Here is a 22,497-nt window from a genome sequence, read left to right as displayed (position 1 = left end):
GCGTGCATGCAATTGCACCCCAGCGATAGCCCCAGCGAGCGATGAGGGGCATCCCGACGATACCCGGCTCGAAGAAGAAGCGGACGAACCGACAGCCCTTCGAGAGCACGGGCAACGCTACCGCGATCTCCAGGCGGCCGGTGGGACCAATGAGTATTGCGCAGAAAACTATTCGGCGGCGTCATAGTATTGATAGCTGAGCAACCTCGGCCGATTTTTAACGATTTGGGGATATCAATACGGGCCGATCAATGGGAATGGGCTGACTGCGATACTGTCCGAGGTCGAGCTTTGTTCCACCCGTCTGATCGGTTGCTCCAAGCGAAGCGCGGATGGACCGTTCGAGCTGGGCGTCACTGAGCCCGTAATACTTTTTCAGCTGTTCCCAGGTGGGCGCGCCGCCGCCCGCCAGCGCTTTGATGTCCGCGGGATCGACGGAAACCGTCTCTCCGGAAGGAGCAGCCGGCGGCTCGGCCGGAGCCAACTGCAAGCCGGCTGATGCCGCGACCAGGGCTCCGGCCAGCGCGATGAAGAGGATCGGGCCGGACCCGGCCAGCCGTCGCAGTAGATGTAGCGGCCGGAGCATGTTCATCGCGTCGCCACCTGTCGACGGCTGATCCGGATGTTGCCTTCCAGTTGCCGCAGGATTCGACCGCCCAGTCTAATGGCGTCACCCTCCGGATCCTGGATGTTGATGGCGACGGCGTAGGCGGCCACGGGTTGGCTTTTCGTGCAGGATCCATCGGATCCTTCAGGATAGATCGCGACAACGAAGGCCAGCACATGGGCGTCGTTGTGCTGGGTCGGATCCGGCAACTTCACACGCGTGGGTATGCCGTTGGTCATCTCGTAGTTCCGGTGACGTTCAGCATCCTCACCGGTATTGAACTTGAGAATCCGGTTTGCCGCGCTGCTGGCAGACGCGCCGGCGAGGAGCCGCTTGGCGACGGGGTCGTGGGACAGCCGCCAAGCGGCGTCCGCCGCCTGCCTGGCCGTCATGGGCAGGATGGCGGGCTGCAGGCCGCTGTGTTCCTTCACACCGAGCAGGCCCCCGCTCATGACGATGTAGCCGCTGTTCAGCAGCCGGGTTTCGGCTTCCACCTGCCGCCGCGCCAGGGGGGAAACCTGATCGACGCGGGGCGTGCCGGTCTTGCCGAACAGAGCGATGGGAAGGCCGGGTTGACCTCGCCACTCCCGGACGACACCTGCGGGGCCTGCGCCGCTGGCCCCGGTTCCGCCGGCCATCACCGCGGAAAGTCCGTCGCAGACCTGGGCTCGCAGGCTGGTCGCATAGCCGGGCATGGGCAGATTGTCGGCCGCTCCGGTGACCAGCCGCGCCCGGATCGCCGAGCCGGTCACCAGACGCGCATAGGCCTCGGCCAGTTTGACGGTCGACCAGGGCGAATTCTGGCCGCCCAGGATGATCGGGACATATTCGTTCGTGACATCGAGAGAGTCGTCATAGGCGAACGCCAGACGAGCCGGCGACGACGCCGCCAGGCTCTCCCGCCACCGCGCCTGGGGATCAATTTCGTCGAGGGCCAGATTCCGCCAGATCGAATAGTCAGCCAGCCCGGGCCCGACCGGCACGGTGCTGCCGGCTCCGAACATGGCGTCGAAGCTGTATCGCCAGTCCGGAAAGTTCAGCAGTCGGCCGTAGGCCGGGCCGGAGGGACCCAGGTGCAGCGCCCCCTGCTGAAGAATAGGCAAATCGTTCCGGGCCGGACCCTCGCCCAGCCGCCAGAGCGGCGTTCCGACGGCATTCCCTCGCCGGTCGAGGTTCGGGCTGAGCGCGAGAACCGAGAGGCTGGCCGCATACTCGTTCGATGATATCCGCAGAAAATCGCGGAAATTGAGCCAGTCGCCCGCCCCCACCTGGGTGCTGATCCAGGGGTCGCAGTTCTCTTCGGTTCCCAGCGCCACGCCGAGCAGGGCCGTCACGTAGTTCTTGGGCTCGCCGTCGCACGGCAGATACCGGGCCGACCCGTGAATCTGCAGCGTCCTAAGGGCCGGGTTCTTCGACAAGATCGCCGCCGAAACGGGCGGCTTGGCCGTCGAACCGATGGATAGCGGCATGAAGGCATAGTTGACCGGGGTCGGATCCGGTTGGCCGGACCACAGAGGCTCGGCGCCGCTGGGATCGTAGCTGGCCATCGACAGCACGTCGCCGCTCTTGGCGTTCATGATCACGACCGCCGCGGGGAAGGCGCTGCCGGCCCGATCCCTCTGAAGGAGGGCGTTTACCGACCGGTCGAGGTCGAGGTCGAGGGTCATGCGGAAAGACTGCCGCCGGAGCGCGTCACATCGCTCCGCCGCGGCGGCGCAGGCCGCGACGACCGAATCCAGGGCTGTTTCGACGGGCCTGACGAGGCTCCGATACTGTGGGTCGGTGCGCCGCCCGCCCAGAGGTTGCGGCGCGCTGAACGCCCTCATTTCGCTGCCCACTGAGAACACGGCCTCGCGCCGAGTGGCCGGGTCCTTGATCCGCACCATCGAAGCGGGAAACAGCTGCCGCCCCTTGCCTGCCGACAGGGCTTCCGTGGCCGCGTCGGCGTAGACGACGCCGTCGATCTTGGCCTCGATGATGGAGTTGCCGCCGATCTGCCGTATGCGAGCCAGCAGGGTTCCCTGCGGATTGGACAGGTCAATGATCGCGCCCGCCGGCAGGGCCGCCAGCGCATCTTCGGGCCGGCCAAAAATCTCGAGGCGAACCGGTTGCGCCTCCGTTTCGACGATCAGGGAACCCGGCGACAGCCTTGCCCTGGCGACCGCGCCTTCCCACAACACGGCGCCGCGGCTGGTGTCCCGGGCGTCGAGGCGCCCTCGCCAGCCGTCGGCGGCGAAGGGGGAAGGCACGGCCTGGGCGCCGGCGGCAAAGCCGATCAGCTTGCCGTCGAACCGCCAAAGCTTGGCGTCGTTGAGCGCGATATCCCGGCGCAGTGAGGACTGCCGGTAGAAGTCTACGACGGCCTTAGGGGCGGCGCGGTCGAAGTTGTTCTGCAGCCGGACGACCTGCTCGTCGCCCTCGCCACGGACAAGAAAGCTCTCCGCCGCGAAGACGTCCCTCACGACCCGGGTGTAGCCGACGGGTTCGAAGGCCGAACTGTTGGCGCCGGAAGGGCTCGGCAGGGCGACCACGACGACAATCGCCATCGGCAGGGCGGCCATGATCAGGAACAGCCAGAGTCGTGACATCATCGCCTCCACCCGAGGGTGACGAGGGCCAGCATCAGCAGGGCGGCGCCTTCCATCAAATCGCTCGGCGAGTAGGCCGACAACAGCAGGACGTTTCGGCCGGTGAAGAAGATGTAATTCAGGTTGGCCAGCACCATGTAGGCGCTGGCTCCGAACATGGTCCATAGGCTGAGCAGTCCGACAAGGTCGGTCGCCCCCGGCCAGTCGCCGCCGATAGCATGGCGGACCCGCCAGGCCAGTCCCATCGCCGCGGCGGCCAGCACGAGCAGAAAGGCGGCCGCGCCACCCCGGCCGAAGGGCGCCAACAGGTGAACGGCGGCGAGGTTGTCTGACAGGTGATAGCGGCGAAGCTCGCCCGGCTCGGGAAGGTTGAGGTAGCCGCGGCCTAAGAAGCCCTGCGAGGCGTATTCGGTCCAGACCTGTTTCGCCAAGCGCAGCCCTTCGGCGTCGAGTGTACCCTTCTCTGCCAGTCCCTGCGGCTTCCAGAAGGCCTGGAACCGCAGATCCTGGCGCTCGGCCTTGACGGCCTTCTCAAGCAGTTCGAGACGCTTTGCGGTGGCCTGTTCGCTGTGTTCATCGGGAGCCGGCCACTCGCTGGCCGCCGGAGCGGCCGAGTTCACCTGGGCCAGAACGAGCAGCCCCGCGCCAAGGATGGCCGGCAGCATTAGGGCGATGCGCGTGCGCCAAAAGCCCTTCGCGGGCTCGCGCCAAGCCGCCAGCACAAGGGCGAAGAGCAGCATCGGCAGGAGGTAGACGATCGCGTAACCCTTGTCCTGAAACAGGGAGAGCGCCAGCGGCGCCGCCACCAGAAGGCCGGCAACAAGGACGCGTAGCAAGGTCGGCCTGACGACGAACTGGGCAAGCGCCAGGGCCCAGAGGAAAACCATCAAGGCGGTGTAGACCACGGCGACGTTGCCGCCGATCGCGAACCTTTCGGGCAGGAGCCGCAGGACGAGCATCAAAGCCAGCAGCAGAAGCAGTCCGGCGAAGGACCGCCCGGCGGGCGCATACGGCCGGGCCGGAGATCCGAGGCGCTCGCGGCCATACTGATAGAAGCTCAGCAGCCCCCCACCGACCAGGTTCTGCGCCTGGCGCCAAGTCCCACGAACCGCTTCGACGGCCGCAGCTCTTCGCTGGTCGCCGCCCAGGGCCCAAGCCAGCGCCAGAAGCGCTAGCCCTAGCGGCGCAGCGGCGGCCAGCCGCACGCCGCCGTTGAACAGAAGCAGGTGGGCGGCGACCAGGGCGACAAACAGGGCCTGGGCCAGGACGACGCTTCTGGCCTGCCGCAGGCGGTCCGGCGCGAGGGCGCTGAACACGAAAGGCATGGCGGCCAGGGCCAGCAGGGCGGCCGGAACGGTGGCGGCAATCTGCGGACGGGTGTCGATGGCGGCCCCCTCCACGGCGATCAACAGCCTCGTCAGCAGCAGGAAGTCGCCCAGCGAAAGGATGATGAAGGCCGGGGCGGACTGCCGCCGCCAACGCCACGTGCCGGCGACGCTGGCCAGCAGCGCCGCAGGGGCGAGGAGCCACAAGCCCAGGAATGGCCCCCAGCGCCAATCGACCCGCTCCACCTGCAACTTAGCCGTCGCACCGATGCCGAGGTCGATACTGTCGCCAAAGGTCAACGGCATGTTCTGCCGCTCGTCTCCCGCCACGAAAAACCTATGGCCGCCATCCAGTTCGATACGTTGGAGAATGTCCCGAAGGACCGGGCGACCGATACTGCGCAGGGAAAGGGCGGCGACGTCGGGGCTGCTTCCGAGGCTAGAGGGATCGTTCAGCAGAATTCGGACCCGCGCGTTGCTTCCCGTCGGCAGGGCGGAAAGGATGTCGTCGGCCTTCAGCACCAGGGCTTCGGGCTGATTGAACTTCACCGCCATTCGGGCGGCCTTGCCGCGTCGGGCGGCCTCGGGATCGGGCGCCGGCAGATCCAACGTCAGGCTGCGCCGCTCCTGGGCGCGGACGCGCGGCATGTCCTCGCCGCTCGCCAGCCGCTCTTCGGCAAGCCAGTCGTCAGCCGAAGACAGGGTGCGAAACGACAGTTCGATCGGCTCCCCCGTCTTCAGGAGTGGCCCCTTCGTTGCCTGAGCCTTGGCCGCGACGCACGCCGTCCCCCTGGCGACGACCGTCGCTCCCTGGTCCAGCAGGCTGACGTAGAGACGACCGCCGCGCCGGAACAGGAAGGTGCGGCTTGCGGCCAGCGGGCCGCGTCCGACATCGGCCGGCTGTGCCGCCGCATAGATGCGCACCGGAAATATCCGATCGGGGCCGGCGCGGGCCGGCACCTCCCGCAAGCCGACCTGGCCATCCAGCTCAAGGCGCCGGTCGGGACGGAGCTCCACCGCGCCCATCCGGGCCTGCCTGGAGGTCTTGGAGAGGGCGAGGGGAATGCAAAGGCGGCTTTGCTCGGTGAATTCGGCGCTGTCGATCCGCTGCCACGGCGGCTTGAAGCCAAACGGCCCACGGCCGACCGGCCGCCAATCGACAACGCCGGCGACGCCGACGCCATCGGGCCGATTGTACCAGATCCTGACCCCGCCGCCCGCGTCGGTGGCGACCCGAACGGCCCGGGGATGCAGGCCGGTGTCGGCGGCGTTCCTCGGCGCCATGACCACGCTGTCGCTGGCCCGATCGCCGCCGAAGTAGATGGGTCGCTGCGGTTCGAGAGGGACCTCGATCCCAAGTAGCGATATCCGTATGTCGCCGAGATGGCCTTTGCCGCTGTCAAGAATCCGGATGAAGCCAGCCAGTGACACTAGGGCGGCGATCACCACGATCGCCGTGCTGGCGCGGTCGCCCCAGGAACGCCAGGCGGCGGCGAACAGAATGAGGATCGAGACGGTCAGGCCCCAGAAGATCAAAGCTTCCGCCCCTTCGCCGACGACGGCTTGGGGGCAGCCCTCTTCCTCTTGGGCTTCTGGGGTATCTCGGCCGGCGGCTCGTATCGCGGCCGCCTGACGTCGAGCGATTCGAGATAGTGGTCCGACCCGAAGACCTCATTGTAGCGCCGGTTTCGGAAGTGGACAGCCTTCAGGCCGACGCGGAACGCCAGGAGGGCGAGGATGGTCAGGACCGCAGCAACGACCCAGCGTAGGACCAGCAGGACCCAATAGACCCACGGCGCCTGGCCCGAATGAAGGGCGTTGAATTCCGGCCTCCAGCTCATGTTGTGCCATTGGGCAAAGTCGCCGGACATGGCCTTGCAAACCTGCGTCTTGCCGCCGTCCAGGAGATCCGCGCGTTGACAGTTGTGCGCTTGCCAGTCTCGCAGTTGCTGGGTGAGCTCGTCGTCGTAGCCGATCGGAAAGGCCGCCCCTTCCTTGCCCGAAACGATGTCGGCGGCGCTCGCCATGCGGGTCAGGACGGCGTCCTCGGTGGCGGGGGCGACGATCGTCGAGACCTGGCCCGGTCGCCTTTGCCGAAGGGTGACCACCTTGGCCAGCGCGGCCAGGTCGGGATGTTCGACGAAGGCGTTCTTCTTCCTGGCCAGCTGTCGCACGCTTACCCCGTCGCGATCCCAGGCCGGCAGTGTCGGCTGCGACAGCAGGGCGACCAGATAGTCTCGCCACAGCCCGCCGCTGGATCCCGAGATCAGGTGCTGATCGCCGCTGAACGAGATGATCGGCGACGCCTTGCCGGGGTCGCCGGCGGCCCCGACGTAGTCCCGGCGGGAGGCGTTGGCGATGGTCAGCGCGATCTCCAGGTAACGGACGGCGTCCTGCGGCCGCTCCAGGGCGAAGGCGATGCGGCCCTTCAGCCAGAAGCAGGCTATCGCCAGGCCCCGACGGCGAGGTTCCTCGCCGACGAGCTTTTCCAGGCTTTTCCCGCCGGCCTTCTGGCTGTCGGGACAGGCCGGCGCGCCGCCGGCTCGCGCGGCGCTCAGCACCTCGTCCGCCCCTTCGTATTCGCCGCGCCAGAACATCGCCAGGGCCAGGTGATACCGGACCGCAAACGACTCCGGATTGCGGCCAGGCGGCTCATCGCTCATCTGCGTCAACGCCGCATGCAGGCTTTTTTCGGCGTCCGCGGTCAGGTCGTAGCTCAATCCATCGTCCGACCTGCTGGCCCGCCAGGCCTCCCACAGGCCCCACATCACCGGCCGGCCCCTCTCATAGGCAGCCCTGACCCTTCCGGTCGTTCCGTCGGGACGTTTGGGCACGCCGCCACGGCCGGTGTCGGCCGGAGCGTCGAAGGGCGGCGGGCCATCGCCGGGCTCGGCGCCCTTGAACAGGCCGCTGTCGGCGACCTTTGCGGCCTCGGTCGGAGTCCACAGGGTGTCGGCGTTCTTGGCCCAGGTCTTCCGTCCGCCGACGCCCAGTTCGGGCGCGAGCGCGACGAAGAGGCCGATCATGACCAGCAGCAGCGCGGCCGGCGTCACGAACAGCAATGGGCGCCAGATGCTGAGGCGCACCTTCAAGGTCTTTACCGGAAGCGGCGAAATGACCGGGATGTCGGCCCCGTCGAGGCCGGTCCGCTCACCGGCGACATCGCCCTTCATCGACGGCCGCCGCGATGCTTCCACCCCTGACTGCTGATCCATTCGCCCCCCCTGGAAGACTCCTCAGCCTACCGCATCAAGATTGTATTTGAAGTCACTATCGCCACGCTTGCGCATATCGACCACCCATCCGGTCAACTTGGCGTCGTCCGGCGCAAGGTGTCCGTGACGGAGGAGGTTCTCCAAGCCCTGACGACTGAACCAGCGGGGTCGTTCTCCCGACAAGGGGGTGTCAATCTGCTTCAGCATCCATTCCACAGCTGACCAAACGCCCAGGCAGGGCTCAGAGCCGTCGAGCATCTTGTTTTCTGCTGTGCAGCCTTCGGCGGACGTCAGGTAGTCCACGCGGCAACGGCTGAAGCCGTTCACCAAGCCGTTGACCAAGCCCCTGGCCGTCGTCTGCACGACGCTGCCCATGGGATCGTCCTCGCGGGGCCAGACACCTGGCGCCGGCCGCAGACGCGCCGCCTTGCCCAGACCAAAACAGTTGTCCGCCTTGGACAGCAGGATCATGGCGGGCTTTGGAGAGGCCGCCTGGTTCGCCCCCGTCCATTCCGCGCGCTCCTGCCGCGACATCGCGAAGATGGCCGCCAGAATATCCTTGATGGTTCCCGCGTCTTCCTTGGCCTGCACGAGGTTGCAAACCGTGCGAACCTGATTCATTAGCCCCGCCGCCCTTTCGGCCTTCTGGTCCGCCAACTGTTGCTTGGGAACGCCATCCGTCATCGGTTGGGGAGAAGCATCGAACTCCGGCTTGGGAAAGACATCAGGCGCGGGCACGACCAGGATCACGCCACTTGAAACCGCCAGCGCTGGATAAATCTTCTGGACGCGGTCGTTGTGGACCGCGCTCAGGCCTCCCTGAAGTTTCATGGCGGCATCAAAAAATTCGCCCGGCAAGTCAATAATGCGGAACTGGCCCTTTGGGCCAGTGAAATCGTGAATCTTAATGCTCTGCGTGGCGAGTATTTCTTCCGCTTCCCGAGCAGAATTTTCTCGCTTTATGCTTGCGGACACCATAGTTGGTCCGGCCTCATATCCGATGTCAGCATCAATTTCTTCATGGAAGAAGCCCTTTTGCTCGGCGATGGCCGTTGCTTTCTTTATGAAGAACGTCTTGCCAACGGTATAGTCGCCGATTACCGCGAACGTCCGCTTCGGGCTTCGCAACAGGTTCGCGACGATGTCGTCCAGGCCGCCGATGATTGCAGACGCGTTTTTCTCAACCTTTGTTTCCCGACCGGGCTGAGCCTCGGGGGAGGGATCCCCGGACGCCGCCCTCGCAAGCGGTTCGGAGGCGCGGGGTTCTTCGGCCGTAGGCTGCGGCTTGCCGCCGTTGGGCGGGCGGTCGCGCTGCAGGTCCAGGGTGGCCCTGGGGGCGACATGGTTCTCCGTCGCGGCTGGATCGGGGGCGACCAGATCTGGCTCAAACTTCCGCGGTGGCGCTGACGGAGCCTCCGGAGCGGCCGGCCGTTGTTCCGGCCGCGGCTGCGGCGCTTCGGCGGCTTTGCCGATCATCGGTGGGGCCGCGAGCGGCGCAAGGTCTTCCACGGGCTCGCCACAACGCGGGCAACCGCCGAATCTGGGCTCATCGAACTGGTGATTGCAAGCGGCGCATTTCACGTGGAGACACCCTGTTTCTTGAGGTCGCCCTGCATCCGGGCCAGCAACACCAACGAAAACCGAAAATCATCCTCGCGCAACATCGGCCCCGCCGCCGCCAGTCGTCGGCGCGCCGCGCGGACAAGCTGCGCCGTGCCCGCCTCGCCGACCATTGCCAGCAGCGGGTCTCGCTGCGCCGGGTCCAGCAGCTTCCAGGCCGCGTCGACCCGGCCCTCGCTAGCCACCAGGCCGAGGTAGCCGTCCAGCAGCTTTCGGGCCCGGGCGTCCGGCAGCTCCCCCAGGGCTTTCTCGTCCTCGACGCGGCCCAGGACCGGTTTCGACCAGGCCTGGCACACGATCCGATCGGCCAGGAGCATGCCCAGGTCCCAAAGGCTCTGGCCGCGCCGCTTGGCCGCCTGCCAGGTTTCAAGGAGAATGCCGAAATTCGACGGCAGGCCCGCCGCGCCACGCTTCAGGTCCGCGATCATCAAGGTCGGCACATTGATCACCAGCCGCTCGGCCAAGCGGTCGATCACCTCCTGCGTGAGCAGGAATACCGCGCCACATTTCGCCACCAGGCGCGGAACCCTCTCCGTCGCCACGTCGATCCGGGCGAGTTCGGCCTCGAGCAGTTCCAGCCGGCCGTCGCTGATCGTCGCCGCCGGGGCCCTGAACGCCATAACCGCCGCTTCCAGGCTGGCCAGCACGCCGACGACGATGGCGTCGCCGAACCGCTCGTGGGTCTTCGACTTCGCGGCGCGATCAGCTGCATCGATGTTGGCCGCGGCCCGGACCAGCCGGATGAGCCAGTCCAGTCGTCTGTCCTCGGACTGGCTATCCAGAAAGACGTTGATCCGACGGTTCACGCGGCCGGCGGGAGACTCGCCCTCCAGCGGCATGCTGGCCTGCTCCAGCGCGATACTTCCATCGGGTCCGCCGCATTCGAGCCGGTCTTCAATAGCCTTGAGCAACGCGAACCAGGCCTTGTCCGCGTCGTCCGCCGGTTCCGCCTTGGCGAGCCCGCTGAGGCCAAAGACCTTCGCATCCCGAACCTGCGTCCACTCATGCCCGCGAAAGACCACCAGGTCCCATCGTCTCAGCGGAGCCGGAACGGTGATGAAACTGACGGCCGCGTTGGTCGCCTGCAGGCCCATGCCGAGCAACTGCGTCAGCGTGCCGACCGGATCAAGGCCGTCGATCAGTGACAGGACAACCGGCTCTCGCCTCAACTTGAACACCAAGTTGGAAAGATGCGCCATCAGGCCGGTGCGCTGGTTCGCCGCCTTCGCGAGCAGGGCCTTCACCTCGACCCGGACGGCCTCCAGAGCGGAACCGAGCGCCGGCGCGTGGTCAGTGACGGGCACGAAGGGCAGAAACCGCGCGATCTTGAATTGCGCCTGTTCGGCCACCGCCTGGGGCACGATGAGCGCCCAGGTCACGATCACCGGATTGCCCTGGATTCGGCCACGTTCCGCCGTCGTCATCACGGCCCAGAGATCCGGCCCCGGCGCCTCCGATATCTTGAAGGCCGCATGCACCTGACCGCCCCGCGGCACATAGCTGACGATGCGAAGGCTGAAGTCGCGCAAGGCGGCCAGGGCCGAGGCCGGCAGGGCGAGGCCGGGACTGGCCGCCAGTTCTCCATAATTGCGGCCCTGGTCACGCGGCCCGAGAACGATCTGTTCGATCGTCACGAAAGGGCTGACCATAGCGCCGCCGCTGATCATTTCAGCGGCTCCTGCCGGAGTCCGGCCTCGGCTGCTCCGCCGCCTCCAGCGGCTGCCGCCCCCTGGCCATCGACCGCCGCCTCCGGCTTGGCCTCCAGGGCGCCCAGGATGACTTCGGTGACCAGACGGAGCTCAACGTCTGTAGGGGGCTCGGCCGTCCGGAGCTTGTCCTGCTCCTTGAGGCAGACGGCCGCCGCGGCCAACGCCGCCTTGACGTCCGCCTGGTAGGGCGCGCTCGGCCCGACCAACGCATAGTCGCATTCGGCCCGGTCCTCGCGCAGTTGGTTGAGCGCTTTCCGCAAAATGGCGTAGTCTTTTGAGGGACTTTGACTGGTCGCCTTCTCCCAGGCCTCATTGAACGTGGCGCACGGGGCCGCCGACTGGCAGATGCCGACCAGCAGGCTGTCTTCCCGGATCGCCTTCCAGCCCCGATCTACCGGCTTTTCGGCGATCGCAACCGGCGCCGCGGCCGCCGGAGCTGCCGACTCCTGCCTCTTCCCGGCTGTTCTCGGCGCGGTCAGAAGAAACAAGCCGGCCAACACCGCGCCAAGAAACGCCAACTTACCCAGATTGATCACGGCCTCCCTCGTTCGGGGGCCCTTCACGTAGTGCTCGAACAAGGCCTTGATCTTCAGCGGTATCGATACGGAAGCAGCATTCCGCTTCTCGCCTTCTGGGTTTTCGTTCTGACCTTGAGGTTGCGGATCAGCCTGACCTTCGGATTTCCCGTCGACGTCAGCCTCGACCTCATTTTCGGGCGGCTCTTCCGCCGAATCCCCATCCTGATCGTCAGGCCGGATCGGGGTTTCGGCAATGAACACCTCTGGAGCGGGACCGGCCGACTCCGCGACGGCCACCGGGTCTGCAGTGAAAACGCGCCCGGCGTCCTCCGGCTTTTCCAGGGCGTGGACCGACACTTTCAGGGCGGCGATCGCCGTTGAGATCTTGGACAGTTCATCGAGCAGCTTGTTGCGTTCGCCGGCTACCGCCTGCTGTGCCCGCGCTGCGGTCTCGCTAGCGGCCCGCAGCTCGCCCAAGGCGTCCTCCAGCCGGGTCGCAAGGGTCGTCACCGAGGCGGACAGGGCAGACTGCGCCGCCTTTACCTCCGCCATGTCATTGGCTGCGCGCGACGCGTCCGTGGCTAGCGGGGCGATACTGCGGCCCAGCTCGTTCAGCTGGTCTTCGCGCCGGCCATCGGCGGCTGCGGCCGCTGCCATTGCGTCTTCGATCACCAACTTGATCCCGAGGACGTCCGAACGCAGGCCCGACAGCGAGGTCTGGACGCCCTCGGCCTGAAGGGCCTGAGTCTCCGCCAAGCCGTCGAACTGAGCCCTGGAGTTTTCCTCGTACTTCTGCAGCGAGACCTCAATCGCCGCCCCGGCTCCCCCCACGATTGTCTCGAGAATTCTTTCGCGGAAGTAGGCGTCGAGGTCCTTGGCGAGGGCGTCGATATCGTCGGTGTTGCTCGAGTCCGCCATCAGGCGCGCCCCCCATTCTCGGCCCGGCTGTGGGATCAGGGTCAAAACTGCCTGTCCAAGTCAACAACCTACGCCAATGCCCGAAGCGTCTACAACCACCTCAACAAGCAATTTGTCTGATTGAACCTTGCTTCAATGCGCCAAGTAAATCTCGGGAACACGCCAGACCAGGTTTCACGTCAGAGGCAAGGCGCACCGATGAGCTTCGCCCGGGTTTCCAGCCCGTTTTGCGACGGCGTCTCCGCGCGTCGCTGATGCAGTCCGGTTTCCCCGCGAACACAGGCGAGGGGGAGCTCACCGCCAAGCGGATGCTGACGCTTCGGCCCAACCGGCTGGAGTCTCGAAGAATACGCAGGAGCTCGCCGCATGAGCCCGATCGGACTGCTTTTCCCTGGGCTTCCCAGCCCCAAAAAAATCTTAGCGTCGGCGTCACTTTTCTCGCGGCCGCCGCCCTGCGGCTCGGAGCAATTCGGCGCCTTAAGCGGCTGGAAGGGGGCCATAAAACGCGTTATGGTTGTTTTCAGGGATGGGGAACAAGGCGCCTGAGATGGCGGACGATACACCGAGCACAATGATTGCAACGCCGGTGTGGGACGCGGTCACCATGGCGGAGGTGATCGACGATCACCCCGAACAAGCCGCGCTCGCCTGGGCGGCGATGATCGTCGGCCGCGAGAACGATCTGCCGAACCAGGACGGTATCAAGGTGGCGGCCGCGGTGATGAAGAAGCCCCTGTCCCAATACTGGGCCGAGTATCTGGCTGGCCAGAACCTGTTGGAAGACTTCGCCCTGGCCCTGCTGGGCCAGGGTGTCGTGGCGGCCGCCGGCGGCAAGATCACCATAGAGGACCTGACCTTCCCGGAAGAGCCCACCCAGGCCTTCATCAGCCGGGCGCGGGCCTTCCGTTGTCAGGTCTTTGTCAACCAGCAGCCGAAGGGGTCCGGCTTCCTGGTCGGACCGACCTCGGTGTTGACCGCCTGGCATGTCATCGCCGGTGCGGCGCCCGACGATCCGCCGGCGCCGCCGGGACAGATCGAAGTGGAACTGGCCGATGGTCGGCGGCTGGAGGCCGGGCTGCCCACCCTGTTCGAAACCCCATGCAGCGGCCGCGAGTACAATCAAAAGCTGCCCGAGAACGACGCCGAGGTGGATGGTCGTGACGATCTGGCCCTGCTCCCGCTCAAGGAGTCGGTCGGCATCCGGCTGGGTTTCGCGCCCCTCCCGGACCAGGCGGCGCCGTGGAAGGGCCCGGGGGCGATCGTCCTGATCGCCTTTCCGGAGGGGAAGTATTCGGGCCTCGCCTTTGGCAAGCTGTCGCGCATCAAGGGCCTGACCGCCCGCTGGGGGCATGACGCCGTCAGCGCCGGCGGCTCCTCCGGCGGCGGCTGCTTCGACACCAGCCTTACTCTTGCGGGCGTGCACCAGGGTCGGGCCAGCCCGTCACGCGGCCGGATGGTGCCCTTCAACCGCTTTCCCCAGGACCTGCTACGGCGCATCGCCGACGACGCCGTGCCGAACGTGCTGTGGTCGCTGGACGGCACCGCCAACACCCCCCTGGTCATCGGCCGCGACAGCTTCTTCACGGCCTACGCCGCCGCCAGCCGCCCGGCCAGCCGGGTGCGAGGCCTGTGGATCAAGCGCGCGGACGCGCTCAGGGATCAGTCGGGCCTGCCGTTCAGCTACGAGATGCTGGACAAGATGACGGCCCGCAGCCCGGCGACGCGGGTGGTGCGGATAGGCTTCGACGGCCTGGTGGACGATCTGCCCGGCGAGGTTGCGCGGCGAGTGAGCGAAGCCGGCTTCCCCGTCGCCGCGCCGGACCCGCGGGACGGGGCCGGGGCCGGCCAGACTGAGCCGGAAGCCGTGGTCGCCGACCGCGCCCGTCGCCTCGTCATGGCCATGGACGAGGTCGCCCGCAACGCCGGGGCGCGCCTGTGGCTGTTCCTCGACCATCCGGTGGTGCTGTTTGGCGAGGAAGCGCGATGGGCCATGGGGGCCCTCATCGACCAGGCGCTTCGCGCGGACAACCTGCGCCTGGTGATCGCCGGCTACGAGGCTGTGCAGATGCCCGGCGCCCAGTTCCAGAACCGGTTCGAGGCCGACAGCGCCCCAGGGCCGCCGGGGCTGATGATGGAATACCTGACCGGCTTCTCCCGTCCTGACGTCAAGCTGCTGATCGAGCGCGCGATCGACGGCCTGCGCGCCGCCGCCAGCCCAGAACGGATCGACGAACTGGCCGACGAAGCCCTGGACGGACTGCTCGAGGTCGGCGGTCTTTATCGGCCATGGATGGGGGCGGAGGTCAGCCGCCGGCTGCAGCCGCGTCTGCTGGCCCTGCCGCCCGGCCCGCCGTCCCAGTCGCCCCTGACGGGAGCCGGGTCATGACGCCCGTGGCCGAGGGGCTCGAAACGCCGATGGAATCGGCCCAGGTCTACGCCGCCCTGTCGGGGCCGTTCGAGCCACTGGACGCCCTGCCAGAGGGACTGGCCGCCAACCCGGGCGAAGTGGCTATGGTCGCCTCGCGCCTGGCCGTGGAATGCGACACCAGTCCGCCCGGGACCGGCGGCCACTGGCTCATGCGGACCACGGAGCGCATCGCTGTCCTGCGGTCTCTGTCCATGGCCGGTCAGCTGACGGCGGCCATCGCCCGCCGGCGGGACCAGCCTCTCGGCGACGACGCCCGCGACCTGCTGAACGCCCTGCAGGGTCTGGGCCCCTTTTCGCGCGAGGCCGTGCAAGCCGCGGTGTCGGGGCCGACCCCGCGGCGCCTGCTGGAGCGGATCGTGGTGGCCCTGAACTGGGCCGGCGAGTTCGCGCCCGCCAAGGACCTGCTCTTCGCGGCACGTTCGGCAATATCCCAACTGGACCGGCGTGAACGGCTGGACAAGGTCGACGAGCGCGGCTTCTACGGCCGCGACCAGGAGCGATTGGCCATCGCCACCTGGCTCGACAAGCCGTTCACTGCGCCGCCGGTGCGATGCCTGTTCATCACTGGCGCACCGGGCATCGGCAAGTCCTCGCTGATGGCCAAGGCGGTTCGTGAATTCAGCACCGGGTGCGATCCCCTGATCTTGCGGCTCGACTTCGACCGGGCCGGACTGGAGGCTACCGACCGGGTCGGGCTGACCATGGAGGCGGCGCGGCAAGTGGCCGAGCAACTGACCACCGGGTCGAGCGAACTGATGACCGCTCGACTGGAGGCGGCGGCGACCGACGGAGGCGGCGAGTCCGCCTCCCGCCGCGGTGTCACGCCCCTCGACCTGGCCCGCAAGATCGGCGAGGTAGCGACCGCATCGGGCCGGCCGGCCCTGGTTGTGCTCGACACGCTGGAGGTGCTGCGCGGCCGGGGCGAGACGCACCCCCGGGCCCTGTTCGACTGGCTGGACGACCTGCTGACGGCCGGCTTTCCGCCCCTGCGGGTGATCGCCAGCGGACGTGGCGACGCCCTCGACAGCTGCAAGGACCGCTTTGAGACGCCGTTGACTCTGCCCGGGCTGGAGGACCAGGCCGCCAGGGCGTTCCTGAAGCGGCTGGATGTCCCGCCCGGCGCGGTCTCCGACATCCTCGCCATCGCCGACGGCAGCCCGTTGAAGCTCAGGCTGGCCGCCGAGATCGTCCGCCGCCTGGGAGCCGCCAACCTGCCGCGCCGCAAGGGCGGCAAAGCGGTGGAGGCCGCCTTCCTCTACCGCTTCCTGCTCTCGCGCATCGATGATCCAATGCTCAAGAAGCTGGCTCATCCCGGCCTGGTGGTGCGCCGCCTCAGCCCGGCCGTCATTCTCGAGGTGCTGGCGCCGGCGCTGGGCCTGAAGGGGATGACGGAGGCGACGGCGACGAGGCTGTTCGACGAACTGACAAGCCACCACTGGCTGGTCGATCCCCACCCCGACGCGGCCGGGTTCATCAAGCACCGATCCGATATGCGCGGCCTGCTGCTGCCGCTCCTCTACCGCACCTCGCCCAGCCAGTGCGCCCGCATCGACGAAGCCGCCGCCCGCTGGTTCGCCGCCCGAGGCCCCGGTTGGGAGGCCGAGGCCGCCTATCACCGGCTGCAGCTGATGCGCACCCGGCCAGCGCCGGTCACCCTGGCCCCGGAGGTCGCCTCTCTCATCGACGAGGAGATGCTGTCGGAACTGCCGGACGAGGCCCGCGTCCTGGTCCTGCAGGCCGGCGGCCGGCGCACCGAGGCCTTCCGCGCCTCCGGCGTCCAGATGGGCGACGACACCGCCCTGGCCCGCGAAGTGCAGGCGCTGATCGAGCGGCAGGACTGGCAGGAAGGCCAGGACGTCATCAACCGGGTGCTCGAGGCGCGCGCCCTGGATCCGCTGTCCGACGCGGCCGACGCCGTGCGCGCCTTCCTCTGGCGGGCCGGGCGGTGGGCCGAGGCCCGGCGCTGGCTGAACGAGCGCGACCTTCTGGCCGAAGGCGATGCGGACCTGAAGGCGATGCCCCCGGTGCTGGCGCTGGCGCGGCTGGAGATGCGGGCCGAATTCTCGCCACGGATGCTACGCCCGGCCTTGAAGGCCCATGGGGCTCCCGAGGCGCTGGTGGAAGCCGCCGTGGCCGCCAGCGACAACGGGGCCCGGCACGGGACAGTGGCCTTCCTGTTGCGTCCATCGACCAACGACTGGCCCTACCTCCGCGCGCCCAGCCGCGAGGATGTCGATGTCGTCGCGGCGGCCTGGTCGCTATGGATCGACGACCATTTCGCCTCGGAGGCCGAGATGGCGGTCTCCCTGGGCCGCCAGCGCATTCTCAACCGGCTGCCCAGTTTCGACGTGCGGGGTCATGCGCGACTGCTGGCGGTCCTCAACCCCTACGCCGCCCTGGCCGCGAACCTGGCGCTCGCCGACGGTCATGGCGGACTGCTGGACCAGGCCCGCGCCGCCGTGGCCGGGGTGCTGAGGACGCCCTCGCTCAGTGGCCCCAACGCCGCCATGAAGAGCGGTCATCCGATCACCGACCTGGCCGACATCGGCCTGTTCGCCGAATGGGCGCAGGCCGCCGCCTTCCTGCGCCGGGATCCTGACCTGCGCCTCATCGCCCGCGCCGCCGAGCGCTGGCGGCGGACCATGGCCGGAACCTGGGGATACACGGCGACGCCGGCCCGCTGGCGCGGACGGCCGCGACCAGACGAGACCATGCGTGAGCGGACCGGCCAGCTGTTGGCCGAGTCGGACCTGCGATGGGCCTGCCTGGCGCAGCTGGAAGCCTGGAATCCCGAGGGTGAGTACGGCCGTCCGGTGCTCGATACCCTCCTGGGTCGTCTCACCCTGCCGCGGCCCGACGCCGCCGATGGCCCGGAGACGATGGTCGCCCTGCTTCTGCGGCGAGGGGTCCCGTCGGCCTTCGCGCCAGCCCTGGCCGTGATGATCTGCAACAACCTGATGGAGGTGTGACGTGGACGAGGAAAGACTGGAGAGCGTCAAGCGGCGCTTGACCCCGGAACTGCGCGAAACGATCCGCCGCAAGGTCGAGGAGGGCCGGTTGCCGCCGGCGCTGCAGGGCGCCATGTCCAACGCGGCGCTGTCGACGGTGGCGCAAGACAAGGCGACGCTGGAGTCCGCCGTGGGCAGCGTCGCCGCGCTGGAGGCCATCGTCCAGCGCTACGGCCGCCCGCCCCTCCTGGTGCGCAACCAGAAGGTCGTCCTCGAGCCGCTGACCGAGTTCCCCGCCGACATCGACGTGAAGATCAAGGCCCAGGAGCGCTGGATTCCGTCGGTGGGCCGCATCGAGTTCTTCAACGCCAGCATGAGCTGGGGCGGCACAGGCTGGGTGGTCGATCGGGCCAACGGCTCGGGCCTGGTGGTCACCAACCGGCACGTGGCCAAAATCGTCGCCCGGCGGGCGGCGGGCGGCCAGGCGGTCTTCCTGCGCTCGCTCAGCGGCGCCCGCTGCGGCGCGGCCATCGACTTCAACGAGGAGATCGACAGCAAGGCCGGCGACACCAGCGCCACCGTCCGCGTCAGCGGCATCGAATACCTGGCCGACGACTTCAGCGCCGACGTCGCCCTGCTGCGCCTGACCGCCCCGGATATCCCGACCCCCCTCGAACTCAGCGAGCGGCCCGCGGCGCCTGGCGAACTGGTCGCCCTGATCGGCTACCCGGCCTACGACTCCCGCAACGATGATTCCGACCAGGCTCGCTACTTCCGCGACCTCTATGAGGTGAAACGCTTCGCGCCTGGCCGAGTGATGCAGGTGCTGGGCGACGGCGCCCAGCTCACTTACGACTGCACCAGCCTGGGCGGCAATTCCGGCTCGCCGGTGATCAGCCTGGATAACGACGGCAAGGTCGTCGGCCTCCACTTCTCGGGCGTCTACGGCAAGCAGAATACGGCCGTTGGCGTCGTGACCCTGAAGGCCCTCGTCGCCGGCGAACGGCCGGTGGGCGACCGCCTGCTCAGCCGCAACGAAACCCGCGCCGAAGGCAAGGCAGATGGGCGTCACGCGGCCGGGCATTTCAAGGACCGCAAGGGCTTCGACACCGATTTCCTGGAAAAGGCGAAGACCCCATGGCCGGGGCTACCGGCAGGCCTGAATGAAGCCCTGGCCAAACCCCAGCCGGAGCCCGAGGAGCCGAACGAACTCCGCTACACCCACTTCGGCCTCAAGTATTCCGGCGAACACCGCATGCCGCTGATCACCGCGGTGAACATCGATGGCGCGCGGTCGGTGCGGATCAAGCGCGAGGCCGACCAGTGGTTCCTCGACGGGCGGATCGACGAGAAGATCCAGCTGAAGGCGGCCAACTTCAAGGACCTGAAGATCGACCGCGGCCACATGGTGCGGCGCGAGGATCCCAACTGGTCGACCAATGGCGACGAATCGGAAGCCCAGCTCGCCAATGACGACACCTTTCACTACGTCAACGCTTGCGCCCAACACTCCGCCCTGAACCAGGGCAAGACCCTTTGGCAGGGGCTGGAGAACTACATCCTGGACAGCGCCCGCACCCACGGCTTCCGGGCATGCGTCTTCACCGGTCCGGTCGTGCCCTCGGCCGACGACGGCGAGGATCTGATCGAGATCGACGGCGCGCTGGCCCCGATCGAGTTCTGGAAGCTGGTGGTGACCCTCGACGCGGAGGGCGCTGGACTGCACGCCACCGCCTATCTCCTCAGCCAGGGGCAGCTGATCCGCAAGCTGATGGAGGACCGCTCGCGCACCGAGGCGCTGGAAGGCTTCACCCTGGGCGCCTACCGCACCTTCCAGCTGTCGGTGAAGGATCTGGCCGAGGCCACGGGCTACGATTTCGGCGTCTACGTCGATGCCGACCCCCTTGCCCACACCGCGGAGACCCGCGAGGCGCTGAAAAGCGACGAGCCGGTGGTGCTGTCGATCGAAAGCCTGGCCGACATCCAGCTTTAGCGAGCAGGCCCCGGCTAGCGCGTCAGGGGCCGGAAGGGGACACTGCGTCCCCCCGGCCCCTCCAGGCCTTCCTCGGCGAAGAGGTGCGCCTTCAGCGCGGCGTGAGCGGGATCGCCAGGCGCAATGGTCAACTGGGCGTGGCCGATGGCGCCGCCCTCCCCTTCGGCCCGCAGGTCCAGCACGATCTCGCCCGCCGGGCGCAGTTCGGCCAGACCCAGGGAGCGGGCGCGATCTTCCGACGCCTCTTCTCCGCCGGCGGGGCCCGGGGTCTGGGCAGACTCGACCGAGCCGGCCTGCCAGTAGCCGAAGAGGTGCGGCCAGTCGGTCTGCAGGGCGTCCCGATCCGCCACGAAGCGGGCCCCGCTCTCCGCAAAGGTCTCCTCCAGCCCGGCCCGGCCGTCCTGTCGCTCGTAGGACCCCAGACGGTCGAAGTCGGCGTCCCGGGCGTCGGCGAAGCGGTCCTCGCGCAGCACGGCATGGCCTCCCGAATAGTCGTAGCCGTGCAGGCACTCGTGGACGGTCAGGCTCTCCGAGCCGTGCAGGCCCGAAGCGCGGGTCGGCACAGCCCGCAGCCCGCCGTCGTCGATGGTGGCGATCACCACCCGCTTGCGGCTGTCCAGGTAGGTGCCGGGCACGTCGTCCCAGGTCTTGCCGGTGCCCTCCCAGCCGCGCGGCGTCACTCCGGCCAGGCTGCGTTCGAAGTCCGTTACGCCGTTTCGGCAGGCGACGATGCGGATGCGCTTCTTCTCGAAGCGCCGCATGACGAATGGGGGCAGAAGCGCGGCTTCACGCGCCACCGCCTCCAGGTCTTCCGCCTTGCCTTGACCGCCGGTGACCACCAGGAGACGGGCGCGGTCCAGAGCGGCCTGCGCCGGCCCTTCGGCCCCGCGGTCCAGCGCCAGCAAGTCGCGAGCATCGGCCAGCGCGTCGATCTCGTCGAGGTCCAGGTGGTGGACATGGATCGCCTCGGCGTCGGCCGCCAGTTCGGCCGCTTCCACCGGGCCCAGCACCGCCGTCGTCGCCCGCACACCTTCCTGGCCGGGCGCGTCCCAGCGCGGGCCGAAGCGGTAAACGGCGTAGTACATGGTCTTGGCCTTCGCCAGGCCCACGCCGCTGCACCGCATGGCCTCGTAGAACATGCGATGGGTGTCCTTCCAGGGCCGTTCCTGGGTGTCGCAATAGCGATCGTGGACAATGGAGGCGTTGCGATACCTGCCCTCGAAGGGGCCGCCGATCAGGCTCCAGAAGGCTCGCGGGATGGAGGCGCCGTCCAGGGTGGCGCCGATCGGCACGGGCCAGTGGCTGCCGTCCGGGCGTCTGTAGGCGAGCGGGGCCAGCAGGCGGCACGTCCGCCCGTCGTCAAGCAGCACGACCTGCGGCGGCAGGCCGTCATAGGCGCCCCAGTTCTCCGGCCCCTCCTCGGCGGTCGCCGGCGCGGGCGCCTCGCGCCAGTCCAGCGCCGCCACCGAAAGGAGAGCCGACAGTACTGCCGGGTCCCGCGAAACGTCCTGGCTGTTGGACTGATCGCTATCCATGGTTGACACCCACCTCCTGAAGCCGGACGGCAACAACCTATACGGTGGCGCCGGGCGGAGACAAGTTGTCGTTGGATCGCCTGCTTCGCCATTCGATTCAATAGCGGAGCCGAACCAATAACTTGCTGAAAAACATGAAGGTTCTTACCGCTGGCGGGTCGGCTGTTCGGCGCTCTAGGTCACCGTGACGGGTATGCGCAGGAACACCCGGCCGCCCTCGCTGGGCGGCGGCAGGGCCCCGGCGCGGATATTGACCTGAAGCGACGGCAGGATGAGGAGGGGCGGCGCCAGGGTGGCGTCGCGGGCCTGGCGGCGGGCGACAAATTCGGCCTCGGTCACACCGTCGTGGACGTGAATATTCCGGGCCCGCTCCTGGCCCACGGTGGTTTCCCAGACATTGCGGTCGCGGCCCTCCGGAAGGTAGTCGTGACCCACGAAGATCCGGGTCTCGGCCGGTTGACCCAGGATCTTCCGGATCGAACGGTAGAGAGTCGCCGCGTCCCCGCCAGGGAAGTCGGTCCGGGCCGTGCCGTAGTCCGGCATGAAGAGGGTGTCGCCGACATAGGCCGCGTCGTCGATCAGGTAGGTCACGCAGGCGGCGGTGTGGCCGGGCGTGTGCAGCACCTGGATGTCACGCTCGCCAAGGGCCAGCCGGTCGCCGTCCGCGACCAGGATGTCGAAGGCCGATCCGTCGGGGGCGACATCGCTGGCTCCGAAGATCGGCGCGAAATGGGCCTGAACGCTGGTGATATGCTCGCCGATCACCACCTTCGCCCCGGTCCGGCGGCGCAGGTAGTCGGCGGCCGACAGGTGGTCGGCGTGGGCGTGGGTTTCCAGGACGTAGATCAGATGCAGGTTCCGCTCGGCCACGGCCGCGAGCAGCTGGTCGGCGAACGCATGCGACACCACGCCGGCCCTGGGCTCGTAGTCCAGGACAGGGTCGATCAGAGCTGCCTGCCGGGACGCCTCGTCCCAGACAAGGTAGCTGATCGTCGAGGTCGCGGCGTGGAAGAAGGCGACGGGTTGGTGGGTCATGAGAAACTCCTTGCATCCCCAATATATTCGTTCTTGCTAAATTATCAAGTTCGAATAT

12 protein-coding genes are annotated in these 22,497 nt (G+C 67.8%); 3 read left to right on the top strand and 9 right to left on the bottom strand.

The window, feature by feature from the left end; all coding sequences use genetic code 11:
- Positions 1-217: 217 nt before the first annotated feature.
- The 7 genes from O5I81_RS02885 to O5I81_RS02855 all read right to left on the bottom strand — a co-directional run bounded on the left by O5I81_RS02885 (position 218) and on the right by O5I81_RS02855 (position 12,500).
- A complete protein-coding gene (locus O5I81_RS02885) occupies positions 218-592 on the bottom strand; it encodes a hypothetical protein (RefSeq protein WP_271067439.1) in 375 nt (124 codons plus the stop codon).
- Complete coding sequence (locus O5I81_RS02880) at positions 589-3,195, bottom strand: hypothetical protein (protein WP_271067438.1); 2,607 nt, start codon at positions 3,193-3,195, stop codon at positions 589-591. The genes O5I81_RS02885 and O5I81_RS02880 overlap by 4 nt, the downstream gene beginning before the upstream one ends.
- Entirely contained in the window at positions 3,195-6,056 is a 2,862-nt protein-coding gene (locus O5I81_RS02875) for a hypothetical protein (protein ID WP_271067437.1), read from the bottom strand. The genes O5I81_RS02880 and O5I81_RS02875 overlap by 1 nt, the downstream gene beginning before the upstream one ends.
- Positions 6,053-7,735, bottom strand: a complete 1,683-nt coding sequence (locus tag O5I81_RS02870; RefSeq protein WP_271067436.1) for a hypothetical protein — start codon at positions 7,733-7,735, stop codon at positions 6,053-6,055. The genes O5I81_RS02875 and O5I81_RS02870 overlap by 4 nt, the downstream gene beginning before the upstream one ends.
- 21 nt (positions 7,736-7,756) lie before the next feature.
- Complete coding sequence (locus O5I81_RS02865; protein ID WP_271067435.1) at positions 7,757-9,244, bottom strand: hypothetical protein; 1,488 nt, start codon at positions 9,242-9,244, stop codon at positions 7,757-7,759.
- 68 nt (positions 9,245-9,312) lie between these two features.
- Positions 9,313-11,022: a hypothetical protein gene (locus O5I81_RS02860; protein WP_271067434.1), complete on the bottom strand. Its 1,710-nt coding sequence runs from the start codon at positions 11,020-11,022 to the stop codon at positions 9,313-9,315.
- Positions 11,019-12,500 (bottom strand): hypothetical protein, encoded by a 1,482-nt coding sequence (locus O5I81_RS02855; protein ID WP_271067433.1) that lies wholly within the window; start codon positions 12,498-12,500, stop codon positions 11,019-11,021. Before O5I81_RS02855 ends, O5I81_RS02860 begins: the two co-directional genes overlap by 4 nt.
- 571 nt (positions 12,501-13,071) lie before the next feature.
- Here O5I81_RS02855 and O5I81_RS02850 point away from each other — a divergent pair.
- The 3 genes from O5I81_RS02850 to O5I81_RS02840 are packed head-to-tail and all read left to right on the top strand — an operon-like array spanning position 13,072 to position 19,869.
- A complete protein-coding gene (locus O5I81_RS02850) occupies positions 13,072-14,886 on the top strand; it encodes a trypsin-like peptidase domain-containing protein (RefSeq protein ID WP_271067432.1) in 1,815 nt (604 codons plus the stop codon).
- A complete protein-coding gene (locus tag O5I81_RS02845; protein WP_271067431.1) occupies positions 14,883-17,897 on the top strand; it encodes an ATP-binding protein in 3,015 nt (1,004 codons plus the stop codon). The genes O5I81_RS02850 and O5I81_RS02845 overlap by 4 nt, the downstream gene beginning before the upstream one ends.
- A gap of 1 nt (position 17,898) precedes the next feature.
- A complete protein-coding gene (locus O5I81_RS02840; protein WP_271067430.1) occupies positions 17,899-19,869 on the top strand; it encodes a DNA/RNA non-specific endonuclease in 1,971 nt (656 codons plus the stop codon).
- Positions 19,870-19,883: 14 nt separating this feature from the next.
- On the opposite strand, the gene O5I81_RS02835 is transcribed toward O5I81_RS02840, so the two are convergent.
- Both O5I81_RS02835 and O5I81_RS02830 read right to left on the bottom strand, forming a co-directional pair.
- Positions 19,884-21,404, bottom strand: coding sequence for a DUF1353 domain-containing protein (locus O5I81_RS02835; protein WP_271067429.1), 1,521 nt, complete (start codon positions 21,402-21,404; stop codon positions 19,884-19,886).
- Between the two features lie 174 nt (positions 21,405-21,578).
- The gene (locus O5I81_RS02830) at positions 21,579-22,439 is read right to left on the bottom strand and encodes an MBL fold metallo-hydrolase (RefSeq protein ID WP_271067428.1); all 861 of its coding nucleotides are present in this window, start codon (positions 22,437-22,439) and stop codon (positions 21,579-21,581) included.
- Positions 22,440-22,497 lie beyond the last annotated feature (58 nt).

Origin of the sequence: Caulobacter sp. NIBR1757 (assembly GCF_027912495.1) — a bacterium.
Lineage (GTDB): Bacteria > Pseudomonadota > Alphaproteobacteria > Caulobacterales > Caulobacteraceae > Caulobacter.
This window is presented reverse-complemented; position numbering and strand designations above follow the sequence as displayed.

Excerpts from the sequence above, each read along its gene's own strand:
- O5I81_RS02885 (WP_271067439.1), bottom strand. The coding sequence starts at position 592 with ATGAACATGCTCCGGCCGCTACATCTACTGCGACGGCTGGCCGGGTCC.
- O5I81_RS02880 (WP_271067438.1), bottom strand. The coding sequence starts at position 3,195 with ATGTCACGACTCTGGCTGTTCCTGATCATGGCCGCCCTGCCGATGGCG.
- O5I81_RS02870 (WP_271067436.1), bottom strand. The coding sequence starts at position 7,735 with ATGGATCAGCAGTCAGGGGTGGAAGCATCGCGGCGGCCGTCGATGAAG.
- O5I81_RS02860 (WP_271067434.1), bottom strand. The coding sequence starts at position 11,022 with ATGATCAGCGGCGGCGCTATGGTCAGCCCTTTCGTGACGATCGAACAG.
- O5I81_RS02855 (WP_271067433.1), bottom strand. The coding sequence starts at position 12,500 with ATGGCGGACTCGAGCAACACCGACGATATCGACGCCCTCGCCAAGGAC.
- O5I81_RS02850 (WP_271067432.1), top strand. The coding sequence starts at position 13,072 with ATGATTGCAACGCCGGTGTGGGACGCGGTCACCATGGCGGAGGTGATC.
- O5I81_RS02845 (WP_271067431.1), top strand. The coding sequence starts at position 14,883 with ATGACGCCCGTGGCCGAGGGGCTCGAAACGCCGATGGAATCGGCCCAG.
- O5I81_RS02835 (WP_271067429.1), bottom strand. The coding sequence starts at position 21,404 with ATGGATAGCGATCAGTCCAACAGCCAGGACGTTTCGCGGGACCCGGCA.
- O5I81_RS02830 (WP_271067428.1), bottom strand. The coding sequence starts at position 22,439 with ATGACCCACCAACCCGTCGCCTTCTTCCACGCCGCGACCTCGACGATC.